This window comes from Stenotrophomonas sp. UBA7606 (assembly GCF_002477705.1).
GTDB lineage: Bacteria > Pseudomonadota > Gammaproteobacteria > Xanthomonadales > Xanthomonadaceae > Stenotrophomonas.
This window is the reverse complement of the sequence record NZ_DLJW01000125.1, coordinates 22,369-45,259: the sequence shown is the minus strand read 5'-3', so window position 1 is coordinate 45,259 and position 22,891 is coordinate 22,369. Positions and strand designations below refer to the sequence as shown.

Below are 22,891 nucleotides of genomic sequence, written 5' to 3'. Positions count from 1 at the left end.
GCCTTGCCGCCGATGCGGGCCAGCGCTTCTTCCACGCCCTCGAAGCGGCCGACCGACAGGCCGAACTGCTTGCGGATGCGCGCATAGGCACCGGTCACCACCGCACCGGCCTTGGCACCGCCCGAGGCGGTGGAGGGCAGGGTGATGGAACGGCCAACGGCCAGGCACTCGTTGAGCATGTTCCAGCCCAGGCCGCGCTTCTCGGCACCGCCGATCAGCTGGGTCAGCGGGATGAACACATCCTTGCCGCGGATTGGACCGTTCTGGAAGGTGGAGTTCAGCGGGAAGTGGCGGCGGCCGATCTCCACACCGTCGGTGTCACGCGGCAGCAACGCCAGGGTGATGCCGATGTCCTTGGTGTCGCCGAGCAGGCCGTCCGGGTCGTACATGCGGAAGGCCATGCCGATCAGGGTCGCGACCGGGGCCAGGGTGATGTAGCGCTTGTCGAAGGTGAGCTTCAGGCCCAGCACTTCCTCGCCCTTCCACATGCCCTTGCAGACGATGCCGAAGTCGGGGATGGAGGTGGCGTCCGAGCCGGCGAACGGACCGGTCAGGCCGAAGCAGGGCACTTCCTGGCCGATGGCCAGGCGCGGCAGGTAGTAGTCCTTCTGCTCCTGGGTGCCGTAATGGTTGAGCAGCTCACCCGGACCCAGCGAGTTCGGCACGCCAACGGTCGAACTGACCACGCTCGATACCGAGGCCAGCTTCTGGATCACCTTGTGATGGGCCAGCGCGCTGAAGCCCAGGCCGCCGTATTCCTTCGGGATGATCATGCCGAAGAACTTGTTCTTCTTGATGTAGTCCCACAGTTCCGGCGGCAGGTCGGCGTGGACGTGGGTGATCTCGAAATCGTTGACCATCTTGCACAGTTCTTCCACCGGGCCATCCAGGAAGGCCTGTTCCTCGGCGGTGAGCTGCGGCTTGGGATAGTTGAGCAGGATGTTCCAATCCGGGTCGCCGGTGAACAGCTCGCCTTCAAAGCCGACCGAGCCGGTTTCCAGGGCGATGCGCTCGGTCTTGGACAGCGGCGGCAGCACCTTGCGGAACACGCCCATGAACGGCGCGGTGATCAGCGGCTTGCGCAGGAACGGCAGCAGCACCGGCACGCTCACCAGCGCAACGATGGCGGCGGCGACGATGATCGCGGTCTGGTTGACGCCGGCAAACCAGCAGATGGCCAGGGCCACGACACTGATGACCGTCCATACGACGAGTCGCATGCGGTGGTAGGCAACAAAGGCACCTGCAAGCAGCAGGGCCAGGAAAGGTACGACGATGCTCATGGACGTGCTCCGGTAACGTGCTCGGTTCGGGCGGACGCTGCGGAAGGCAGTGCGTCCAGGTAGTTCAACACAGCGGCGGTAAACGCGTTGTTGTCATCGCCGGCCACCATGTGGGTGGCGTGGGGCAGATGGACATGCTGCGCGTGCGGCACCAGCGCCATGAATTCTTCAACGGTCTGTGGCGAGACCAGGTCACTGCGGCCACCGCTGACCAGCAGCAGCGGGCATTGCACTTGTCTTGCAGCGTCGGCAATCACGCCCTGGTGCTGCTCGCTGTCGCGCGCCAGCTCATCGACCAGGCGCGGATCCCAATGCCAGTTCCAGCGGCCATCCTTGCCTGGGCGCAGCAACGCACGCAGCGAATCTTCGCTCTTGCGTGGGCGGTGCGGCATATAGGCGGAGATGGTATCGGCGGCGCCCTGCAGCGAGGCAAAACCGTCCGGGTGCGCGCTCATGAAGGCAAGAATGCGCTCCACGCCGCGGGTCTCCCAGCGCGGGGTGATATCCACCAGCACCATTGCCGAGAACAGGCCCGGCCAGCGCGCTTCGGCCATCAGCCCGAACAGGCCGCCCATCGAGGCAGCAACCAGCACCGGCGGGCGCGGCAGCTCGCCGGCGACCACGATCAGGTCATCGGTGAACTGATCGCCGTGATAGGGCATATCGTTGGCATTCCAGTCCGAATCGCCATGGCCGCGTGCGTCATAGCTGAGCGTGGCGTGGCCGGCGGCATTGAGTGCGTCGGCCGTAGCGGTCCAGGCGCCGCGGGTCTGGCCAAAGCCATGGGCGAACAGCACAGGGGCACGGCGGCCGGGAGCACGCGTGGCCGCCAGCACAGCGCCATGCGCGCCTTGCAGGCGGATGTCTTCATTGCGCATGGGGGCACTGTCGAATTTAACCATACCAGATGGTATGGTCCGATTTGGAGTCATGTCAATACCCACCGGTATGGTTCCGTTCTTGCCTGCGCTGCAATGGTTCTCAGGCAGCGGCGGTAGGTATGTTTGATTGCCAATTTCGCTGGCGCATACTGCAACCAGTCCCCGGCGTATGGTTAAATCTGTGGCATGAACGACACAACGACTCCCGCCGCCGATTCCCGCAGTAACCGCCATAGCCGACTCAGCGCCGATGACTGGGCGCAGGCGGCGCTGGATCTGATTGCGGAACAAGGTGTTGGTGCGGTAGCGGTGGAGCCCTTGGCTCGTCGCCTGGGGGTCACCAAAGGCAGCTTCTATTGGCATTTCCCGTCGCGTGACGCGTTGCTGCAAGCGGCTCTGGAACGCTGGGAAGTGGTGGAGCAGCAGCAGGTGTTCGGAAGCCTGGAGGAGGTGCCGGACCCGCGCACCCGTCTGCGCGCGCTGTTCCAACTGGTCGCGCACGAAGTAACCCCGCACGTGATCTACAGCGAACTGCTCAAGGCCTTGGACAATCCCATGGTTCGGCCGGTGATCGATCGGGTGTCGCAGCGGCGCATGGAGTACCTGATCGCCTCGTTCCGCCAGGCCGGGCTCAGCTCTACCGATGCGCGTCACCGCGCGCGCCTGGCCTATGCGGCGTATGTCGGCTTCCTGCAGCTGTCGTTGCAGCTGCAGCAGCCCAAGCAGGCGCGCGAGGATTTCGAGGCCTATGTCGAGCATGTGATCGAGACCTTGATCCCGAATGGTTGAATCGCCTGACCGCGCATGAGCAAGCCGGGCCGCAGCAATGCGGCCTTTTCTTTTGCAGTGAGGCCCCTCGTGCAGGTGACGAGGGCCGCAAATGATGCGGCCGCTGCGCAGCCCGGATCGGCGCGGCGCCGAGATCCATGGTGCGCGCTTGCTCGCGAGATCGGCGTCCAACGAGTGGATGTGCGGGGATCGGTTCAGGGCATTGCCGGACCATCGCAATATGCAAAAGAAAACGGCCCGGGAATCCCGGGCCGTTCTGTTTCAACCGATCAGACTACGATCAGAAGCGCTGACGGTACTCCATGTAGTAGTAGCGCCCCGGGGTGTCGTACTGGTAGTCGAAATTGTTGGCGAACGCCTGCGTCGCCACCGGCGGTTCCTTCGCGAACACGTTGTTCACGCCCACCGACACGGTTGCATTCCACGGCACGTTGTAGCGTGCCTGCAGGTCGTGATAAGTGGTCGCGGCCAGCTTGTTCTGCGGGTCCTTGCCAGAAGCGGTGACGCGGTTCGGATCGCTGCACAGTGCGGCAACCGTCGGGTACTTGCAGTTCTCGACCAGGCTGGAGAAGTAACGCGTGGTCCAGGTCAGGCCGAAATCACCGTAGGTCCAGTTGGCGGTCAGGTTGGAGCGGATGCGCCAGATCGGGGTGTCCTTGACGTAGGTGCCCACTTCCGAAGCGTCCCAGTCAGCTTCCGGGGTTGCCTTGGTGCGGTAGGACGACATGTAGGTGCTGTCCCACACGAACGTGAAGGCGCCGATGCTGGTATCCGGCAGCGAGTAGCGCATGGTCAGGTCGTAACCTTCCACTTCGGTCTCGCCCAGGTTGGCCAGGCCCATCTTCAGGTAGGTGATCTGACCCAACGCGTTGCGGGTCAGGCCATCATTGACGATGTTGCACCAGTTCTGGTTGCCTTCCACATAGCACTGATCAAGCATGTAGGTGACCTGCGGGCGGCTGATCACGTTCTTGATGTTGATCTGCCACCAGTCCAGCGACACGTCGAAGCCCTTCAGGAAGCTCGGGCTGAACACGAAGCCCAAGGTCTTCGAGGTAGAGGTCTCCGGGGTCAGGTCCTTGTTGGAGACCCAGTCGAACGGCCATGCGGTCTGGTCGCCATAGGCTTCACGCTGGGTATAGCTGGCAGGAATGCCGGCTGCGGCGCAGCGCTGGGCCACAGCGGCATTGCTGATGAACGGGCTGTCGCTGGAGCAGGGGTCGCCGTAGCCTTCGTACGAAGCCGCGCCGCCACCGAACATGTTGGAGATCGACGGTGCACGGAAACCTTCGGCCCAGTTACCGCGGACCAGCAGGTCAGCGTACGGCTTCCACTTGAAGCCGAACTTGCTGTTGAGGGTGTCACCGAAGTTGCTGTAGTCCGAGTAGCGCGTTGCCACGCTGAATTCCAGCACCTCAGCACCCGGCAGGTCCTTCAGCAGTGGGATGGCCAGTTCCAGGTACAGGTCGTCCAGGCTGTAATCACCGCTGGTCGGCTGACGGGCGTTGCCCGAGCTCATGCCGGCCGAGACGAAGGCGTCCGGCAGGTCGTAGCCGGATTCCTTGCGGTGCTCGTAACCTGCTGCGAAGCCCATCATGCCGCCCGGCAGTTCGACGATGTCGCCGGCCAGGTTGGCGGTGAAGCTCTTGCTCTTGTTCTGGAACTTGTCCTTGGCGGTGAACAGGATGTAGTCCAGCATTTCCTTCGGCATGTTGCCGGCGCTGGAAAGCGGATTGAACGGCACGCAGCCTTCGATCACCGCCCCCGGGCTGCCGCACTTGACCACGCCATCGGTGTCCATGAAGGACGCGCCGGTGGCCTGGTAGAGGTTGGCCATGTTGACGTCGCCCACCTGGGTGTCGATCTGGTCGTTGGAGTTGTAGCTCAGGCCAGCGTCCCAGTTGAAGTACCGGTCGGCAAACTGGAACGAACCTTCCAGACCGCCGTACCAATGCAGGGTCTTGACGTCCTGCTCATAGAAACGTTCCTGTTCGACCAGGCGACGGTTCCAGTTCAGGTTGCGTGCGTCGGCAGCGCCCTTGGTCGGGTTGTAGTAGCTGTCCTTGGACAGACCCAGGGAGCCGTCCATGTAGCTGCCGGCGCTGAGCGGGAAGCCGGCCAGCTGCTGGGCCGAATTACGCTGGTTGTACAGCGCGTCGGTACGCAGTGCGATCGAATCGGTCAGGTCGTAGCGGCCCTGGATGTAGATCGACTTGCGCTCCTGCGGAGTGCGCAGGTAGTTGTCGGCAGCGTAGTTGTACTTGTCCGCATTGCCATAAGCGTGGTAGTTGGCAAGGTTGCGGCCATCGGCCCCCTTGTTGACTACCCAGCGGTCGTAGCTTGCGCGCTCGGCAATGTCCGGATCTTCATTGCCGGCGATGTCGGACCAGGCAGCATAGTCATCGGTCGGCTTGCCATCGATGGTCAGGTCCCAGATGCCGCCGTCAGCGGTCTGGCCGCTGTACTGGCTCGAACCCAGGCCATACACCGGATCGCGCGAGATCTTGCGTGCGCCGGCCATCACGGCCTTTTCCTTGACGTAGCTGGCGCCGAACACCAGGTTGCCGCGGTCGCTGCTGGTACCCAGGGTCAGGTCATAGCCTTCACGCTCGCCGTCGCCCTTGCTGAACTGGCCGCGATACACATGGGCTTCACCGCCGTTGAAATCGTCACGGGTGATGATGTTGACCACGCCGGCGATGGCGTCCGAACCGTAGATCGAGGAGGCGCCGTCCTTCAGGACTTCGATGCGCTCGACCATGGCCGACGGGATGGTGTTCAGGTCGACGCTGCCGTCCAGGGCCGAGACCCAGCGGCGGCCATTGACCAGCACCAGGGTGCGCGAGGAGCCGAGGTTGCGCAGGTCGACGCCGGAGGAGCCGTCGCCGCCGTTGTTGAACTGGGTGTTGATGGCAGCGCCGTTGGTGGCGATCTGCTGCAGCACGTCAGCAACGCTGGTACGACCGGTCTGCTGGATGGCTTCGCGGGTCAGGGTCAGAACCGGCTGCGAGGTTTCCGCATCAACCGAGCGGATGCGCGAGCCAGTGACCTGGATGCGATCCAGGTTGGTTGCGCCCTTGTCTGCATCCTGAGCGTATACGACACCGGTGGTGCCGGCACTTGCGACAAGCGCAAGCACAACTGCGTCACGCAGTTTGTTGGTCTTGCAAATCATTGGTTCTCTCTCTCTGCCAAGTGGACTTGGTATAGCTGCGAAGGCCGCTGGGGAATCCGAAAGGCGGATCCAATACCAAAGGCTTGGTTCGATAGTACTTGCGACTGCAAATAAATTAAAGATTGGTTAATGAAGGGTGATGATTTGCTTGAATTTGGCAAAGTTCAATGGTTCTGCGGGTTGCAGACATGAAAACGCCCCGACAAGCGGGGCGTTCATGAACCGTAGCAAAACGAAAATTTAGAGGTCTTGCTCGTAACGGACGTACGGCACGGCACCGTCGTCATTGCTCTCATTGCGTGGCGAGAACGGGTTTTTGCCACGGGTGATGACGTTCTCTGCACCCACGGTCAGCTGCCCGCTCCAGGGGGTGCGCCAGGTCAGGCCCAGGCCGAGGCCTTCCCATTTGCCGCTCTGGCCGGGTGCGTCGACCACACGGCCGATGACGTTGGCGCTGAAGGCGCCGTAGCCGCCGCCAACGCTCAGGCTCTTGCTGTCCCATTGGTCCACGACTGCCGGTGCGGCGTCGGTGAGAGGCACCAGGCGGGCCTTGGCATAGGTGCCGCCAATGGATACGAAGCCTTCGCGGCCGATGTTCTTCTGGCCGAAGACGGTCAGGTCGTTCTGTTCCATCCGCGCGGCACCGCTCTTGCTGCCACCGGACAGCCATGCCGGCAGGGTGTCACGGCCGCTGCCCACGCTGACGCCAACGCGGCCACCTGGGCGGTTGAACGCGGTGGTGGCGGAGATATGCCGGCCATTGTCGTCATCGTCATCGCCCAGGCTGGCCAGCATGCAGTGGCTGGCAAGGCCGCCAATGCTGCTGCCACGGCTGCTGTTGCACAGCAGGCCCAGCGAGTCGCCCGAGGACAGGCCGAATGCGGCATCCAGCGAACTGCGGCCGAAATGCCAGCGGGCACCGGCGTTCTGGGTGCCGGTGGGTTCCAGGTAGAGCAGGGCCTCGACCTTGCCGCTGCCACGGTTCCAGACAGGCAGGACAGTGCTTTCGGCGCCGGCTTTACTCTGGGCATGCACTGACGTGACCGCACCAAAGGCGATCAACAGGGCAAGCGGTAGGCGCAGGAAGGCGTTCATGGACTCAGTCAGACCCCGGGTGCACCGGGAAGTTCCCGGCACATGCGATCCCGATCCTATGCGGTTTATGGTTTCTTAACAAGTCTCCGCCCTCCCCAGAACGCTACTCGTTGGACCTGTGCCGTTACTGCAGCCGCTCGGGGGCGGGCTGGTTGGCCGGTGTGGAGCTAAACAATACGCCGAATTCCGCCAATGGGAAGTGATATTCCTGGCCGCAGAATTCGCAGCGGATATCGACCTGGCCGGTAGCCTCGGCGGCGGCCCGGGCTTCGTCCTCGCCCAGCGACTGCAGCATGCTGACCACCCGTTCGCGCGAGCAGGAGCAGCCAAAGCGCAAGGTCTTGTCGCCGACCAGCTCAGGCTGCTCCTCATGGAACAGGCGGTGCAGCAGTTCGCTGCCCGGCAGGGCCAGCAGTTCCTCGCGGCCCAGTGTGTCAAACAACGCGCCGGTGCGGATCCAGCCGTCCTCGTCGCCTTCGTCGCCGGGCAGCTTCTGCAGCAGCAGGCCAGCCGCGTGCTCGCCATCGCTGGCCAGCAGCAGGCGGGTCGGCAACTGCTCGGAATGACGGAAATAGTCCTCGAAGGCATCGTCCAGGCTGTCGCCGCTCAGCGCGACCATGCTTTGGTAACGCTGCGGTTCACGCGGGTCCAGGCCCGGGTTCTCGATGGTGATGGCCAGCAAGGCACCTTCGCCAAGGCCGGCCAGGGTTGCCGGTGCGTCCTCACCGTCGGCCAGCTGCGCAATGCCGCGCAAGGTGCCGGCCGAGGTGCACTCGGTGAACAGTGCGCGCAGCGCCGAGCTGCTGCGCAATTGGATCGACAGGCGGCCGTCAACCTTGGTGTGGCCGGTGAACAGCGCCGAGGCCACGCTGGCCTCGCCGAGCAGGCGGGTGGCTGCGGCCGGATAGTCACCGTGGGAAAGGATCTCCCGCCAGCTGTCACCCAGGCGGACGTGCACGCCACGGACACCGGCGTCGGGCAGGAGAAAACGGACAAGCAGGTCGGAGGTGTCGGTCATGGGCTGCATCTGCGCGAGGTGGGGGCCGGTGCCGGATAATGCGCCGGACAGAAGTTTGATCAGGTGACGGATATGGGGGCAGAGAAGGCCGAGCGCAAGGCTGGACAGGCGGATGAAGGACGGCGCAGACGGCCTTGGCTGCGCCGCCTGTTGTGGTTGCCGGTGCTGTTGGCCGGCTTCAGTGTGCTGCAGGTGACATGGTTGCGGTTCTTCGACCCGCCGTTTTCCACGGTCATGGTGTTCCGCCAATTGGAAGCATGGGGGCAGGGCGATTTCAGTTTTCGCATCCGCCATGAATGGCGCGATCTTGACCAGATCGCACGTAGCGTGCCGATCTCGATGGTGGCCGCCGAGGACCAGCGCTTCCCCGAGCACAATGGGTTCGATCTGCAGGCCATCGAGAAGGCGCGCAAACACAACGAGCGTGGTGGGCGCCTGCGCGGGGCCAGCACCATCAGCCAGCAGACGGCCAAGAACGTGTTCCTGTGGCAGGGCCGCAGTTGGGTGCGCAAGGGGCTGGAGGTCTGGTACACGCTGTTGATCGAAGCGCTCTGGCCCAAACAGCGGATCATCGAGATGTACGTCAATGTGGCCGAGTTTGGCGACGGTATCTACGGTGTGCAGGCCGCGGCCCAGGCGTATTGGGGCAAGGACGCAGCGCGGCTGAATCCGGCCGAGAGTGCCCGCCTGGCGGCGGTGCTGCCGGCGCCGCGGCGCTACAGCGCGGCAAATCCGGGTCCCTACGTGCAGCGCCGCGCGAACTGGATCCAGCGCCAGGCCCGTCAGCTCGGTGGCGCCGGTTATCTGGACGAGGCCGATTGAGGGCCTTGCCTGCGTAGAATCAGCACATGACTGCCCATGATCGCCTGACCCTTGTCATCACCGCCTACAACGAGCAGGAGGCGCTGCCGTTGTTGCATCCGCGGCTGTGCGCGCAGTTGCGGGCACTGGCGGATGTCGATGGCCGCATCCTGTACGTGGATGACGGCAGCAGTGATGCTACCTGGCAGGTGATGCAGACCTTGGCGGCGCAGGAGCCGCGGGTGGCGGTGCTGCGGTTGTCGCGCAACTTCGGCAAGGAAATCGCGCTGACCGCGGGCCTGGATTTTGTCGAGGATGGTGCGGTGATCCTGCTCGATGCCGATGGCCAGGATCCGCCGGAGCTTATTCCCGATTTTGTGGCCTTGTGGCGACAGGGCCACGACGATGTATATGGTGTGCGTGAAGAGCGCGACGGCGATGGTTGGCTAAAGCGGGTCACTGCAGCGGTGTTTTACCGGGTGATGGGGCGGTTGTCGAAGACACCCATCCCTGCCGATACCGGTGACTTCCGCCTGCTGTCGCCACGTGCACTGGCAGCGCTGCGGCAGCTGCGCGAGCGGCAGCGTTTCATGAAGGGCCTGTTTGGCTGGGTGGGCTACAACCGCGTGGCCCTGCCGTACCGGCGCCAGGCGCGCGTGGCCGGGCGCAGCAAATTCGGCTTCTGGAAGCTGTGGAACTTCGCGCTTGAAGGCATCACCAGCTTTTCCACCGCGCCACTGCGGGTGGCGACCTACCTGGGCTTGTTCACTGCGACCGGCGCGTTCGCGTTTGCAGCATGGGTGGTGGCCAAGGCCGCGCTGTACGGCGATCGCGTCGCCGGCTGGCCCACGATGATGGCGGTGATCCTGTTCCTGGGAGGCGTGCAGTTGATTGCCCTGGGCTTGATCGGTGAGTACCTGGGCCGCCTGTACATGGAGGCCAAGCAGCGCCCGTTGTACCTGGTCGATACATGGCAGCCTGCGAACGTGGCAGTATCTGCCCCATCCACCAGCGCAGGAGAACGCCGTGCAGACCGTTCGACAGTTGCTTGGGGCCAAGTCCCCTGAGATCCATGCGGTGCCACCGGACGTTGCGGTGGTGCAGGCCATCCGGCTGATGGCCGAGAAGGGCATCGGTGCCGTCTTGGTGATGGAAGGAGCCTCCTTGGTTGGCATCCTTTCCGAGCGCGACTACGCGCGCAAGATCGTATTGATGGACCGCTCCTCGGCGACCACGCCGGTGCGCGAGATCATGACCGCCGAACTGGTGACCGTGGCACCGACGGTGTCGGTGGAACAATGCCTGGAACTGGTGACCAACCGCCGCATCCGCCATCTGCCGGTGCTGGACGGCGATCAGGTCGTGGGGGTGATCTCCATCGGTGACCTGGTCAAATCGGTGATCGCGCAGCAGCGCCAGGAGCTGGGCCAGCTGCAGGAATACATCACCGGCGGCTGAGCTGGGCGTTACTTGGCGTAGTGTCCGCCGCAGTCGGCGTCCTTGCCGGGGCCGGTTTCGATGGTGGCCAGCAGGGCCGCCGGCGGGGTGATGCTGGCCAGGGTCAGGGCGATGGCACCACGGATGCCCAAGGCCTTGAAGTCCGGGCGGAACGATGGGTCCTTGAAGCTGCCGCCGATATGCAGCGGCGAGCGCAGTGCCAGGATGCTCCTGTCCTTGGGCCGTGGGCGCAGCAGCAGGTCCAGTTGTTCCTGCTTCAGGCTGATGGTGCCTTCGCCGATCACCAGGGTATCGGTGGTGTCGAAAGCCAAGGTGCGCGACTGCATCAGGCCATTGCGCACGCTGAAATCACCAAACGCGCAGCGCAGCGGGATCTGCTTGTCGCCGGTGAACAGGAACTTCAGCGATTCGGCCACGTCCAGCCCGGCCAGCTCCATCAGCAGGTTGCCGATATGACCGCGGCCCATGCCCAGCCCGACATCGCCATTGCTGCTGCCCAGCATCGCGGCGATGGAGTTGCCTGTGCCGCTGAGGCGGATGTCGCCACCGATTCCGCCAGAGGCCTGCTCGGCCAGCTTGGCGTCCGGAAACAACTGCCCCAGCTGCACCCTGCGCAGGCTGGCGTTGAGCGTGGTACTGATCTGCGGGCGGCGCGCGTCCATGCGGATGGTGCTGCGGATATCGCCGCCGGCCACGCCGAAATTGAGCGGCTCCAGCCGCAGCAGGCCGTTGTCCAGCAACAGATGCGCGTCCATGTCATCCAGCGGCAGCCTGGGCGCATTGATGCGCTCCGCCTTCCAGCGCACATCGGCGTCCATCGCACGCAGCTTGCCGAGGTTGTAGGGTGTGTCCGGCAGTACCGTCGGCTTGGCGGCCAACTGCGCGGCCTGTGCCTTCTGCTCGGCATTGGCCGTTTCGCTGCCGCCCGTTCGGGGCGGCGCGCCGATGAAACCAGCCAGGTCATCGAAGTCCAATCGCCTGGACAGCAGGTTGGCGGTCAGCCGGGGGCGCTCGCCGGCCACATCGATCTCGACATCACCGGCCAGGTCGCTGTCGCCAACGCGGCCACTGAATTTCTCGTAGCGCCAGCGCTCGTGGTCACGCTTGAGCCGACCATCCAGTCGATACGGCGGTGACGAAGGGATGGCGATGCCGATCAGTGGATAGAGATCATCCAGATCCTGGCCGCTGAGCTGGAACTGCAGGTCGAATACCTGCAACTGGAAGGGATTGGTCAGGCTGCCATGGGCAATGGCATGGGTGGCGCCGGCATGGGCATCCAGGTGGATGCGGAAGGGGTGATCACTCTTGCTCAATTCAAGCGGCGACTCGGTGCCGCCCTTGAGGGTGAAGGCGGCGCCACGCCAGCGGCCTTTGCCCTGCACCTGTACCGGCGGCGCGGCATCGGCCTGCTTTGCCTGGCCGCTGCGCACGGCCAGGTCGATATTGCTGCGGCCAAGGGTATCGATGAACTGCAGGCGGCCATCGCTGATGCGCAGGCGCTGCAGTTGCAGGCGCTGGCCGCCGCCACCGTTGAGAAAGGCCCAGTTGCCGGGCTGACCCTTGTCCGGGGCGGTTTCCAGCAACACATCAGGACGGCTGAGACGGATCTCCGGCAACTGCACGCTGCCGCGCAGCAGCGGCCACAGGCGCACATCGATCTCGACACGGTCGGCGCTGGCCATCTGCGGCTGCTTGGCCCAGCTGGCGTTGGCAAAGCGGATGCGGTCGCCACGAATGGTGGTGGTGCGGCCCAGGTCCACATCCAGATTGCCGATCTGCAGGACCCGGCCGGTGCGTGCCTGCACCGCGCGCTCGACTGGCCCTTTGAACCAGTTCCAGTCCCACAGCAGGATCAGCACGAGGATCGCCACCGCCAACGCAGCACCGGCGATCAGCCAGCGCTGGCCGCGTTTGCCGGGGCGTTGCAGTCGCCAGCGCGACGCGCGCTGCGTGGCGGGGGGCGTGGAGGTATTCACGCATCGATGATCGCGCGTTCATCGTGCACGCCACGCGAAGCATGCATTCGCGCGGCGTGCACGTAATGTTGGCAGGGTGTGGATGGCCACGCCGACGTTGGATTACAGGATCTGTTCGGTTACCGAAACAAAGTGGCAGACACTGCCGGCGATGACGAACAGGTGCCAGATGGCGTGCGAGTACGGTAGTTGCTCGCGGTGATAGAACACCGTGCCAAGGGTGTAGAACACACCACCTGCAAACAGCCAGCCCAGGGTCCAGCCATCCAGCGAGGCCCACATCGGCTTGATCGCCACGATCACCAGCCAGCCCATTGCGATATAGATCGCGGTGGAGAGTTTCTTGAAACGGCCGGTGTAGAACAGCTTGAAGATCACGCCGAATACGGCCAGCGCCCAGATCGCGGTGAACAGTCCCCAGCCCCAGGGGCCGCGCAGGCCGATCAGGGTAAATGGGGTATAGGTGCCAGCGATCAGGATGTAGATCGCGCAATGATCGAAGATCTTCAGCCGGCCCTTGGCCACCGGGTGCTGGATGGCGTGGTACAGGGTGGAGGCGGTGTACAGCAACAGCAGGGCAACGCCGAAGACGATGGCACTGGCCAGTTGCCAGCCATCGCCATAGATCGCTGCCAGGGTGATCAGGACGGCGCCGGCAGCCAGAGCGGTGACGGCGCCGAGGCCGTGGGTAAGGGCACTGGCGATTTCTTCGCGGATGGATGCAGCAGTTGCGGTCATGTGGGGTAGGGGCGCGGGCTGGGGGAAGGCCCGGTGCCCGCTATCATCACCCCGAATGGCGGCGCATGCACGCCGCCATTGGACTTATGTCACCGAAACCGTGTGCGCGGCCTCACGCGTGGCCGAGAAGCGCACATCCGGTGCGCGCTCCTGGGCCAACTGCAGGTTGACCCGGGTGGGGGCCAGGTAGACCAGGTGGCCGGCAGCGTCGATGCTGAGGTTGTTGGCGTTCTTCTCGCGGAACTCTTCCAGCTTCTTCGCGTTGCTGCAGCTGATCCAGCGTGCGGTATTGACCGAGACCGGCTCGAACACCGCTTCCACGCCGTACTCGTCCTTCAGCCGGTAAGCGGCCACGTCGAACTGCAGCACGCCGACCGCGCCGAGGATGAGGTCGTTGCTCATCAGTGGGCGGAAGAACTGGGTAGCACCTTCTTCCGACAGCTGCGCCAGGCCCTTCTGCAACTGCTTGAGCTTGAGCGGATCCTTCAAGCGGGCACGGCGGAACAGTTCCGGGGCGAAGTTGGGGATGCCGGTGAAGGTCACCGCTTCGCCTTCGGTGAAGGTGTCACCGATGGAGATGGTGCCGTGGTTGTGGATGCCGATCACATCGCCCGGCCATGCCTCGGCGGCGATCTCACGGTCGCTGGCCATGAAGGTCAGCGCGTTGGCCAGCTTCATCTCCTTGCCGGTGCGCACATGGAAGGTCTTCATGCCAGCGGTGAACCTGCCCGAGCACACGCGCATGAAGGCGACACGGTCACGGTGCTGCGGGTCCATGTTGGCCTGGATCTTGAACACGAAGCCGGTCAGCTTGTCTTCCTGCGGGGCGATGTCGCGGCCGGTGGTGGCGCGGGTCTGCGGTGCCGGTGCGTGCTCGACGAAGAAGTCCAGCAGCGGCTGCACGCCGAAGTTGTTGACGCCAGAGCCGAAGAACACCGGGGTCTGCTTGCCGGCCAGGTAGGCCTGCACGTCGAACGGATGGCTGGCGCCCTGCACCAGTTCCAGTTCGTCGCGCAGGTCGGCCAGCATCTTCTCGCCGATCTTCTCGACCAGGCCGGGGGCATCCAGTGACGGGAAGATGGTCGAGTCCTGGCGGGTGAAGTTGCGGCCCTGTTCGTACAGGTGCACTTCGCCGGTCAACAGGTGCACCACGCCCTTCAGGCGCTGGCCCATGCCGATCGGCCAGGTGACCGGGGCGCACTGGATGCCAAGCACGGTTTCCACTTCATCCAGCAGCTCGATCGGGTCCTTGCCCTCGCGGTCGAGCTTGTTGATGAAGGTCATGATGGGGGTGTCGCGCAGGCGGCAGACTTCCATCAGCTTGATGGTGCGCTCTTCAACGCCCTTGGCCACGTCGATCACCATCAGTGCCGAGTCCACCGCGGTAAGCACGCGGTAGGTGTCCTCGCCGAAGTCGGCGTGGCCGGGGGTGTCGAGCAGGTTGACGATCTTGTCTTCGTAAGGGAACTGCATCACCGAGGAGGTGACCGAGATGCCGCGTTCCTTTTCCAGTGCCATCCAGTCCGAGGTGGCGTGGCGGGCGGCCTTGCGGCCCTTGACCGAACCGGCCATCTGGATCGCGCCCCCGAACAGCAACAGCTTTTCGGTCAGCGTGGTCTTGCCGGCGTCAGGGTGGGAGATGATGGCGAAGGTACGGCGGCGCGCGGCTTCGGTGGCGACTTCGGACATGGCAGGGGCGCCCGCCCGGGCGCATCAGAAACGAATGAACCGGCGATTATACCTGCCGCCAGCCCGGCAAGGATGACCGGGTAGTGCCGAGCCCCGCTCGGCGGGAGCCTGCCCGGAAATCCCGGCCCTGTAGCGCCGAGCCATGCTCGGCAGGAGCCTGCCGGGAAATTCCGGCCCTGTAGTGCCGAGCCACGCTCGGCAGCGGCCTGCCCAGGAATCCCCGACCTGTAGTGCCGAGCCATGCTCGGCAGGAGCCTGCCCAGGAATCCCGGCCCTGTAGTGCCGAGCCATGCTCGGCAGGAGCCTGCCCAGAAATCCCGGCCCTGTAGTGCCGAGCCACGCTCGGCAGCGGCTCTACCGGGCAAGCCCCTTTGCCGAGCATGGCTCGGCACTACAGGTTCGTCGGGCCCCTAGGGGGCCTGCCGCGGGAACTTCAGCTCGCCGCGTTCGCTGCCCATCCGGAACGGGATCGAGCGCAGGTCCAGCCCGGTATTGGCCTGCACCACGAAATGCAGGTGCGGGCCGCTGCTGTGGCCGGTGTTGCCCGACAGCGCGATGACTTGCCCGGCAGCCACGGCCTGGCCGGGGCGCACGCGCGCGCTGGCCGCCTGCAGGTGCGCATACAGGGCCATGCTGCCGTCGTCGTGCAATACGCGCAGCAGGCCGCCCTGGTCGCGACTGTCCACCACCTGCATCACCGTGCCGGCGCGCGCGGCCAGCACCGGCGTGCCTTCGGGCAGGGGGAAATCCACCGCATACAGGTTCTGCGCATCGGTATGGCTGTAATGGCCAGCGAAAGCCTGGCTGACCCGGACCGCCGCCACTTGCATCGGCAGCAGATAAAGATGGTCCTCCGGGCGGGCAGTGGGGTCGCCCGGGAAGGCATCCAGCACCAGCCGCAGCGACGCGCCGTCGTCGGCCAGCCACAGCAGGCTGCGTTGCTCGCCCGCCCGCAACACCGTTGCGGCGGGCGCGCGGCTGTCGCCGAGCAGGCGTACCTGCAGCGGGCCGGCCAGCAGATTGCGGACGACGGCGCTGCGGCCACCGCCACGCGCCTGCAACTGCAGGCTGGCGAAGGCATCGGAACTTGCCGCGGTGCTGCTCGACGGGCTGCTCGCCAGTCCCCAGGCCTCGCGCCAGCGGCCGCTGGGGGCTGCCGAGGCCGCACTGGGAGAAAGCAGGATCAGGCTGAGCAGGAGGGCGAGAGCGCGGGGCACAGTACGGACGTTAGCGAGGACAGGAGGATTGTGCCTGTTTTGGTTGCGCCGGAAACCTATCCATCTCTTTATGCGAATAAAGCGATTGACAGCCTTCGGATCGGCTGGCAATGTAGCGCCACCATCGAGACCGGCAGAGGGACAGGCCCTTTGAAGCCGGGGCAACCAGCGGACGCGCAAGCGGCTGCGTTTGGTGCCAAATCCTGCGGTGACCTCCGTGTCCGCCGAAAGATGGTTCGTTCCGTACCTTGCGTACGGCGAACACGAGCTCCGCGAAAGCTCGATGGCCGCTCCTTACCGGATACCGCCATGAGTTTCGCCACCGCTACCGCCGCCCAGCTCTATCCCGTCGCACCGACCGGCCCTGCCGACAGCGCGCCTGCCGTGCGTGGTGAAGTCGAGGTGCAGCTGCGCATGCGCCACGCAGGCCAGCGCACGCTGCGTCTGCGCTATGAGCTGGTGGGCGTGGCTGACGCACCTGTGGTGCTGGTGGCCGGCGGTATCTCCGCGCACCGCCATATCGCGGCCAACCCGGGTTTCGCCGAAAAAGGCTGGGCCGAAGGTCTGGTTGGCGCAGGCCGGGCGTTGGATCCGCAGTGTCGTCGCCTGCTGGGTTTTGACTTCATCGGCGCCGATGGCGCGCTGGATGCACCGATCGACACTGCCGACCAGGCCGATGCCATCGCTGCGCTGCTCGATGCGTTGCAGATAGAACAACTGCATGGCTTCGTCGGCTATTCCTATGGCGCGCTGGTCGGGCTGCAACTGGCCATCCGTCATCCAAACCGCCTGCAGAAGCTGATCGCGGTCAGCGGCGCGCACCGCCCGCATCCCTACGCCTCGGCCTGGCGCGCATTGCAGCGTCGCGCAGTGGCGCTGGGCCAGCTGCAGTGCGCCGAATCCCATGGCCTGGCGCTGGCGCGCCAGTTCGCGATGCTCAGCTACCGCACCCCGGAAGAATTCGGCGAGCGCTTCGATGCCGCGCCGGAAGTGATCAACGGCCGCGTGCGGGTTGCCGCCGAAGATTATCTGGACGCTGCCGGTGCGCAGTACGTGGCGCGCACCCAGGTCAACGCCTACCTGCGCCTGTCTGAATCCATCGACCTGCATCGGGTCGACCCGGCCGCGGTCAGCGTGCCCACGCTGGTGGTGGCCGTGGAAGGTGACCGACTGGTGCCGCTGTCCGATCTCGTCTCGCTGGTGGAAGGGCTGGGCCCGCGCGGCAGCCTGCGCGTACTGCGCTCGCCATATGGCCACGACGCCTTCCTGAAAGAAACCGACCGCATCAACGCCATCCTCACTACCGCCCTACGTCTGCCTGGAGAAACCGCATGAGCCTGTCCCATACCTCCGATATCTCCTGCAGCCGTGCCACGGCCGCGGTACGTGCGGGCATCGATCGTGACACTGCCTACGGTGCGGTCACCCCGCCGATCGTGCTGTCGTCCAACTTCAGCTTCGATGGCTTCGGCAACAAGCGCCAGTACGACTACACCCGCAGCGGCAACCCGACCCGTGATCTGCTGGGCGAAGCCCTGGCCGAGCTGGAAGGCGGCGCTGGTGGCGTGATCACCGCCACCGGCATGGGTGCCATCAACCTGGTGTTGAACGCGCTGCTGCAGCCGGGCGAGCGCCTGGTGGTGCCGCACGATGCCTACGGCGGCAGCTGGCGCCTGTTCAATGCCTTGGCCAGCAAGGGTCACTTCGAGCTGATCACCGCCGACCTGACCGATCCGCGCTCGCTGGCCGATGCGTTGGCGCAGGGCCCCAGGCTGGTGCTGATTGAAACCCCGTCCAACCCGCTGCTGCGCATCACCGACCTGCGTTTCGTCATCGACGCTGCGCACAAGGCCGGCGCCAAGGTGGTGGTGGACAACACCTTCCTGTCGCCGGCGCTGCAGACGCCGATCGCGTTTGGCGCCGACGTGGTGCTGCACTCCACCACCAAGTACGTCAATGGCCACAGTGACGTGGTGGGCGGCGCGGTGATCGCCCGTGAGGCCGAGGTGCACCAGCAGTTGGTGTGGTGGGCAAACGCGCTGGGCCTGACTGGTTCGCCGTTCGATGCCTTCCTGACCCTGCGCGGGCTGCGCACGCTGGATGCACGCCTGCGCGTGCACCAGGAAAACACCCAGGCGATCGTGCAGTTGCTGGCGGGCAGCGATGCGGTTGCCAACGTCTATTACCCGGGCCTGGAATCGCACCCCGGCCACGCCGTTGCCGCGCGCCAGCAGAAGGGCTTTGGTGCGATGCTGTCGTTTGAACTGGCGCAGTGCCAGGGCGAGGATCCATATGCCGCGGTGCGTGCCTTCCTGGACGGCCTGCGTTACTTCACCCTGGCCGAATCGCTGGGTGGTGTGGAAAGCCTGGTCGCGCACCCGGCAACCATGACCCATGCCGCGATGAGCGCCGATGCACGCGCCAATGCCGGCATCAGCGACTGCCTGCTGCGCCTGTCGGTGGGCATCGAGTCCAGCGAGGACCTGTTGGCCGACCTGCAGGCCGGGTTGGCGCGCGCCGCCGAGGTGATTGCCAGCGTTGGTGCCGCTTCGGTCGCATGTAAGAAAACGGTGGATGCATGAGCGCTCAGCTGCGTCCGCAGGAACTGCCGCAGGCGCGGCTGGTGTTGTTGGGTACCGGTACGGTCGGCTCAGCCTTCGTTGCGCGCTACCAGGCGCTGCAGCGGCGGCAACTGAACCTGCCCACCCTGCAGGTGGTGGCCAACTCGCGTATCGCTCTGGCCTGCGATGACGCACCGGATGCGGCCCTGAGCCGCGCCCGCGACGCACGGCCGGGTGCCGGCGAGCCGGTGCACCGCCTGGAGGTGGGACGGCTGGGCGCCGGCGATATCGTGGTCGACGCCACCGCCAGTGAGGACGTGGCGGCCGAGCATGCGCCGTGGTTGGCACAGGGCATCCACGTGGTCACTGCCAACAAGCTGGGCAATGGCACTGCGTTTGCGCGCGCCCGTGCAATTGCCGATGCCGCCCGCGATGGCGACGCACGCTATGGCGATGCGGCCACGGTCGGGGCAGGGCTGCCGCTGTTGCGCAGCATTCGTGCGCTGGTCGCCGGTGGCGACCATGTGCATGCGATTGAAGGCGTGCTGTCCGGTTCGCTGGCATGGCTGTTTGACCGTTATGACGGCAGCCAGCCGTTCTCGGCCTGTGTGCGTGAGGCGGCGGCGGCCGGTTACACCGAGCCGGACCCGCGCATCGATCTATCGGGCGAGGACGTGCGCCGCAAGCTGCTGATCCTGGCGCGTGCGGCCGGCGTGCCGCTGGAGGCCGATCAGGTCAAGGTGGAGTCGCTGGTGCCGGCAGCGCTGGCGTCGCTGTCAGCGGGCGACGTGGATGCGGCGCTGCCGCAACTGGACGCAGCCTTGGCCGAGCGCCTGCAACAGGCCAAGGCACAGGGCTTGAAGCTGTGCTTTGTGGGCCGGCTGGATGCACAGGGTGCCAGTGTTGGCCTGCGTGCCTTGCCGCAAGGCCATGCGCTGGCTGGCGGCAGTGGCACCGATAACCGCGTGGCGATCCACAGCGATCGTTACAGCACCCAGCCGCTGTTGATCCAGGGCCCTGGCGCCGGCGCTGAAGTCACCGCTGCGGCCTTGCTGGATGACGTATTGGCCATCGTCAGTCGCTGAACGCGGCGCCACACCGCACCGCACGTTAATCGCGTGCGGAATGCAGGATGACCAGATCGCCACGCGCTACCAGCAGGCGTGGCGATGCCTCGGCAGAAGGCTGGGCGGCCGGGTCCACCGGTTGATGGATGGCCCAGCCATTGCGGCCGGCGTGCTTGGCGGCGTACATCGCCATGTCGGCCAGCGCCACGTTCTGCTCCCAGTCCCAGAGGTTGGGCGCGCTGCTGAACAAGGGGGTTTCGGCCAGGCCGATCGACACCGTCAAGGTGCGGCTGGCACCGGCTACCTGGAATGGCACGTCGCGGATGCAGCCCAGCAGGCGCTCGGCGACCACGTTGTAGCGGCCGCGAGGCTGCTCGTGCAGGACCGCCAGGAACTCCTCGCCGCCCCAGCGGGCAATGTAGTCGCCGCTGCGCATCTGCCGACTCAGGCGGGTGGCCACTTCCACCAGCACATCGTCGCCGGCTTCATGGCCAAAACTGTCGTTGATGGCCTTGAAGTGATCTATGTCGATCAGGGCGAACACGGTGACGCGATCTTCGCGGCGTGGATGGCGGTGACTTTCCAGCATCGCCAGGCTGCCTGGGATCTGCTCGGAGACATGGCGGCGGTTGTACAGGCCGGTCAGGGTGTCGGTGCGGCTGAGTGATTCCAGTTCCCGGTTGACGCTGCTCAGCTCGCGGGTGCGTTGTTCGATCAGTGTTTCCAACGCCGCGTTGCGGCGCTTGCGCCACTGCGAGAAAAGCCTCGCTGCCAGCCCGCCCAGCATCAGCAGCCCCACCGCCAGAGCAGCCTTGAACATCCAGGTTTCATGGAAATAGGGCTGGATTTCAAAGGATAGCCGGGCGCTGGACTCCGGCGGTTTGCCGCCCCAGCTGCCGCTGACTTCAAAGGTGTAGAAGCCCGGCGGCAGATTGGTGTAGTGGGCACTGAGGCTGTCCTGTACGCCAGGTGCGTGCCATTGGTCGTCGTAGCCCAGCAGGCGATAGCGGGCCTGGGCCAGGTGCATCGGGTTGAATCCCAGTACGTTGAAATCGAACTGCAGGTCACGCCCGCTGGCGGGCAGCTTCCAGTTGTCGCCCTGTGCGCTGCGCCACTGTTCGCCCACCCGCACGCGCTCGATCAGTGCCGACGGCGCCGTTTGGACCTCGGTGTCGATATCGGCATCTATCTGGTACAGGCCGTCGGATGCCGGTGCCCATAGCTTCTGCTCAAACATGAAGGCGCGGGCAAGGCCGCCGCCATTGCAGCATTGCGCGCGCTGGCCGGCATGTGTGCGGTTGTTCTGGCTGATCAACATCTGCGCGCGTGCCTGCCGCGAGGGATCGTTGGCCGCGCCGAGCAAGGATTGCTCGTCCACCCGGTAGACACCCAGGAAGCCGGTCACCAGCACATGGCCCTGGCCATCGTCGGTGATGGCATAGGGGGTGTGATGTGCTGGCAGCCCCTGGCCTGCGCCGAGATGGACACTGCTGCCGTCTTCCCGCAGCAAGCGCAGGCCTTCCTCGGACTGCGTTCCGAACAGTACTTCGCCGCCGGGCAGCTCATGCAGGGCGAGGATATTGGGATCGCTCAGCGGGGTCGGCAGGGCGAGCAGGTGCTCACCTTCGATCTTGAACAAGCCATCCTGTCCGCCGGCAAGTATCTGGCCATTACGGCGAACCAGCAGCACCCGCATCATCGGGCTGACCACGTTGGCAGATGGCCGGATATGGGTCAGGACGCGCTGCGGGTCCAGACGATAGATGCCGCTATTGGCGGCGATCCACAGGTTGCCCGCGTGGTCACGGACAATGCCATTGATGCGGGTGTTGCGGAGCGGGGCCAGCTCCGGCAGCGCCACGCGCTGGCCCTTGCGGTACAGCACCAGCCCCTCCACCGTCCCTGCCCACAGGTCATCGCCCTCGCTCATGAGGGTATAGACGGTGCTGAGTCGCGCGTCGTGCAGGTAGGGTTGGAGGGCGCCGTCGCGGACCACGCTGACGCCTTGATTGCCGCCGGCCAGAATGTGGCCGTCGGCGGTGCGCACGGTGGTCCAGACCAGTTTGGTGATGTCCTCGCCCTGCAGCGGATAGTGGCGGGCGACACCTGGCCACAGGCGCATCACACCGCTGTTGGCACTGCTCAACCACTGGTTGCCGTCGCGGTCACGCAGGGTGCGCGCGGCGTGCGCGAACTCCGGTGCCAGCAGGATCTCCTCGACGATCTGGCCGCGCAACAGGCGTAGCAGGCGCGAGGACTCGATCAGCCATTGATTGTTGTGCTCGCCCTTGGCAAGGCGGCGGTAACGTGGCCCGCCCACGCGTGGGTCGGTGAGTGGCAGCCATTGGCTGCCGTCGAACCGGTAGACGCCGACGGTGCTGGAAGCCCACAGCTGGTTGTCCACCACGTTGAGCGAAATCAGCCGTTGTTCGGGGGCTGCGGGTAGGGGGTGCGGGGTTAGCTTGTCGCCGATGAGCTGGTAGACCGAGCTTTGGGCCCCCATCCATATGCCGGTTTCGGTGGCAGCGATGGCGGCCACCGGTCCGGTCGCCGACAGCAGGCGCAGACCCTTGCCTTCCTCGTGCACATACAGGCCACGGTTGCTGCCGATCAGTACACGGCCGTCCAGGCCCAGCGCCAGTTCGGTGACATCGTCAGGTGCTGGCTGCCCCGGCTGGATGCGGGCCTGGTCGAAGCTGCCGTCGCTGTGGACGGCAAGGCCACGCGGGGTGGCAATCCACAGGCGTCCACGGCCGTCGGCGAGCAGTGCATTGATGGACGCGCTGCGCAGGGCAGGGGTATCGGAGGGGTAGAAGTTGGTGAAGTGCGTGCCATCAAAACGGCCCAGGCCGCCCAGGGTGCCGAACCACAGATAGCCGTCGCCGTCCTGGGCGATGGCATCGGCGCCGAGCTGCGGCAGGCCGTCGGCCACCGTCCAGTGGTCACGCGCGTATTGCGACAGGGGTTTGGCCTGCATGGCCCCGGATTGGGCCGCCGCCGGGACCGGGACCAGGGCCAGCAGCAGAGCCAGCGGCAAGAGGTAAAGCGATGAGCGTTGCAATGGATACCAGGCCGCCAAGCGATCTCCCCCGAAAGCGCGTCCGTGGTCAGCAGTATTGCCCATGCCCGCCACGGTGTCA

At 65.3% G+C, this 22,891-nt stretch carries 17 protein-coding genes and 1 riboswitch; of the genes, 7 read left to right on the top strand and 10 right to left on the bottom strand.

The window, feature by feature from the left end; all coding sequences use genetic code 11:
• Together B2527_RS16395 and B2527_RS16390 are read right to left on the bottom strand one after the other, a co-directional pair.
• Positions 1 to 1,283 (bottom strand): acyl-CoA dehydrogenase (locus tag B2527_RS16395; RefSeq protein ID WP_293716116.1); only part of this gene is annotated, 1,283 nt, incomplete at its 3' end.
• Complete coding sequence (locus tag B2527_RS16390; protein WP_414717119.1) at positions 1,280 to 2,185, bottom strand: alpha/beta fold hydrolase; 906 nt, start codon at positions 2,183 to 2,185, stop codon at positions 1,280 to 1,282. The genes B2527_RS16390 and B2527_RS16395, both read right to left, overlap by 4 nt.
• Positions 2,186 to 2,350: 165 nt before the next feature.
• Between B2527_RS16390 and B2527_RS16385 the strand changes: the two genes are divergently transcribed.
• Positions 2,351 to 2,953: a TetR/AcrR family transcriptional regulator gene (locus tag B2527_RS16385; protein WP_293716110.1), complete on the top strand. Its 603-nt coding sequence runs from the start codon at positions 2,351 to 2,353 to the stop codon at positions 2,951 to 2,953.
• A 280-nt stretch (positions 2,954 to 3,233) separates the two neighbouring features.
• Here the strand turns inward: B2527_RS16385 and B2527_RS16380 are convergent, their stop codons facing one another.
• From B2527_RS16380 to B2527_RS16370, 3 genes are all read right to left on the bottom strand, one after another.
• Positions 3,234 to 6,128, bottom strand: a complete 2,895-nt coding sequence (locus tag B2527_RS16380; protein ID WP_293716107.1) for a TonB-dependent receptor — start codon at positions 6,126 to 6,128, stop codon at positions 3,234 to 3,236.
• A gap of 240 nt (positions 6,129 to 6,368) precedes the next feature.
• On the bottom strand, positions 6,369 to 7,223 hold the full coding sequence (locus tag B2527_RS16375) for a hypothetical protein (RefSeq protein WP_293716104.1): 855 nt from the start codon (positions 7,221 to 7,223) through the stop codon (positions 6,369 to 6,371).
• Between the two features lie 124 nt (positions 7,224 to 7,347).
• Positions 7,348 to 8,241: an Hsp33 family molecular chaperone HslO gene (locus B2527_RS16370; RefSeq protein WP_293716101.1), complete on the bottom strand. Its 894-nt coding sequence runs from the start codon at positions 8,239 to 8,241 to the stop codon at positions 7,348 to 7,350.
• A gap of 72 nt (positions 8,242 to 8,313) precedes the next feature.
• On the opposite strand from B2527_RS16370, the gene mtgA reads away from it, so the two are divergent.
• From mtgA to B2527_RS16355, 3 genes are read left to right on the top strand one after another with little or no spacing between them, the layout of a single operon-like run.
• Positions 8,314 to 9,063 (top strand): monofunctional biosynthetic peptidoglycan transglycosylase, encoded by a 750-nt coding sequence (gene mtgA / locus B2527_RS16365; RefSeq protein ID WP_293716098.1) that lies wholly within the window; start codon positions 8,314 to 8,316, stop codon positions 9,061 to 9,063.
• Positions 9,064 to 9,089: 26 nt separating this feature from the next.
• Positions 9,090 to 10,109: a glycosyltransferase family 2 protein gene (locus tag B2527_RS16360; RefSeq protein ID WP_293716095.1), complete on the top strand. Its 1,020-nt coding sequence runs from the start codon at positions 9,090 to 9,092 to the stop codon at positions 10,107 to 10,109.
• Entirely contained in the window at positions 10,069 to 10,500 is a 432-nt protein-coding gene (locus B2527_RS16355; protein WP_293716092.1) for a CBS domain-containing protein, read from the top strand. The genes B2527_RS16360 and B2527_RS16355 overlap by 41 nt, the downstream gene beginning before the upstream one ends.
• Before the next feature lie 8 nt (positions 10,501 to 10,508).
• Here the strand turns inward: B2527_RS16355 and B2527_RS16350 are convergent, their stop codons facing one another.
• The 4 genes from B2527_RS16350 to B2527_RS16335 form a co-directional block, all read right to left on the bottom strand.
• Complete coding sequence (locus B2527_RS16350; protein WP_293716127.1) at positions 10,509 to 12,431, bottom strand: AsmA family protein; 1,923 nt, start codon at positions 12,429 to 12,431, stop codon at positions 10,509 to 10,511.
• Between the two features lie 150 nt (positions 12,432 to 12,581).
• Entirely contained in the window at positions 12,582 to 13,217 is a 636-nt protein-coding gene (gene trhA, locus B2527_RS16345; protein ID WP_293716089.1) for a PAQR family membrane homeostasis protein TrhA, read from the bottom strand.
• An 84-nt stretch (positions 13,218 to 13,301) separates the two neighbouring features.
• A complete protein-coding gene (locus B2527_RS16340) occupies positions 13,302 to 14,906 on the bottom strand; it encodes a peptide chain release factor 3 (protein ID WP_293716086.1) in 1,605 nt (534 codons plus the stop codon).
• Between the two features lie 410 nt (positions 14,907 to 15,316).
• On the bottom strand, positions 15,317 to 16,123 hold the full coding sequence (locus tag B2527_RS16335) for a M23 family metallopeptidase (protein ID WP_293716083.1): 807 nt from the start codon (positions 16,121 to 16,123) through the stop codon (positions 15,317 to 15,319).
• Between the two features lie 118 nt (positions 16,124 to 16,241).
• A riboswitch (SAM riboswitch) is annotated at positions 16,242 to 16,361 on the top strand.
• Positions 16,362 to 16,432: 71 nt separating this feature from the next.
• Here B2527_RS16335 and metX point away from each other — a divergent pair.
• Genes metX through B2527_RS16320 form a run of 3 tightly spaced genes read left to right on the top strand, consistent with a single transcriptional unit; the run spans position 16,433 to position 19,769 of the window.
• A complete protein-coding gene (gene metX, locus B2527_RS16330) occupies positions 16,433 to 17,458 on the top strand; it encodes a homoserine O-succinyltransferase MetX (RefSeq protein ID WP_293716080.1) in 1,026 nt (341 codons plus the stop codon).
• Positions 17,455 to 18,705, top strand: coding sequence for an O-succinylhomoserine (thiol)-lyase (locus B2527_RS16325; RefSeq protein ID WP_293716077.1), 1,251 nt, complete (start codon positions 17,455 to 17,457; stop codon positions 18,703 to 18,705). Before metX ends, B2527_RS16325 begins: the two co-directional genes overlap by 4 nt.
• Positions 18,702 to 19,769, top strand: coding sequence for a homoserine dehydrogenase (locus B2527_RS16320; protein WP_293716074.1), 1,068 nt, complete (start codon positions 18,702 to 18,704; stop codon positions 19,767 to 19,769). The genes B2527_RS16325 and B2527_RS16320 overlap by 4 nt, the downstream gene beginning before the upstream one ends.
• A gap of 25 nt (positions 19,770 to 19,794) precedes the next feature.
• On the opposite strand, the gene B2527_RS16315 is transcribed toward B2527_RS16320, so the two are convergent.
• Positions 19,795 to 22,728 carry a ligand-binding sensor domain-containing diguanylate cyclase gene (locus B2527_RS16315; protein WP_293716071.1) on the bottom strand — a complete coding sequence of 978 codons (2,934 nt, stop codon included), beginning with the start codon at positions 22,726 to 22,728 and terminating at the stop codon, positions 19,795 to 19,797.
• Positions 22,729 to 22,891 lie beyond the last annotated feature (163 nt).

What these genes read in the sequence shown, in the direction of transcription:
- B2527_RS16390 (WP_414717119.1), bottom strand. Translation starts at nt 2,185, where the DNA reads ATGGTTAAATTCGACAGTGCCCCCATGCGCAATGAAGACATCCGCCTG.
- B2527_RS16385 (WP_293716110.1), top strand. Translation starts at nt 2,351, where the DNA reads ATGAACGACACAACGACTCCCGCCGCCGATTCCCGCAGTAACCGCCAT.
- B2527_RS16380 (WP_293716107.1), bottom strand. Translation starts at nt 6,128, where the DNA reads ATGATTTGCAAGACCAACAAACTGCGTGACGCAGTTGTGCTTGCGCTT.
- B2527_RS16375 (WP_293716104.1), bottom strand. Translation starts at nt 7,223, where the DNA reads ATGAACGCCTTCCTGCGCCTACCGCTTGCCCTGTTGATCGCCTTTGGT.
- B2527_RS16370 (WP_293716101.1), bottom strand. Translation starts at nt 8,241, where the DNA reads ATGACCGACACCTCCGACCTGCTTGTCCGTTTTCTCCTGCCCGACGCC.
- mtgA (WP_293716098.1), top strand. Translation starts at nt 8,314, where the DNA reads ATGGGGGCAGAGAAGGCCGAGCGCAAGGCTGGACAGGCGGATGAAGGA.
- B2527_RS16360 (WP_293716095.1), top strand. Translation starts at nt 9,090, where the DNA reads ATGACTGCCCATGATCGCCTGACCCTTGTCATCACCGCCTACAACGAG.
- trhA (WP_293716089.1), bottom strand. Translation starts at nt 13,217, where the DNA reads ATGACCGCAACTGCTGCATCCATCCGCGAAGAAATCGCCAGTGCCCTT.
- B2527_RS16340 (WP_293716086.1), bottom strand. Translation starts at nt 14,906, where the DNA reads ATGTCCGAAGTCGCCACCGAAGCCGCGCGCCGCCGTACCTTCGCCATC.
- metX (WP_293716080.1), top strand. Translation starts at nt 16,433, where the DNA reads ATGAGTTTCGCCACCGCTACCGCCGCCCAGCTCTATCCCGTCGCACCG.
- B2527_RS16325 (WP_293716077.1), top strand. Translation starts at nt 17,455, where the DNA reads ATGAGCCTGTCCCATACCTCCGATATCTCCTGCAGCCGTGCCACGGCC.
- B2527_RS16320 (WP_293716074.1), top strand. Translation starts at nt 18,702, where the DNA reads ATGAGCGCTCAGCTGCGTCCGCAGGAACTGCCGCAGGCGCGGCTGGTG.
- B2527_RS16315 (WP_293716071.1), bottom strand. Translation starts at nt 22,728, where the DNA reads ATGCAGGCCAAACCCCTGTCGCAATACGCGCGTGACCACTGGACGGTG.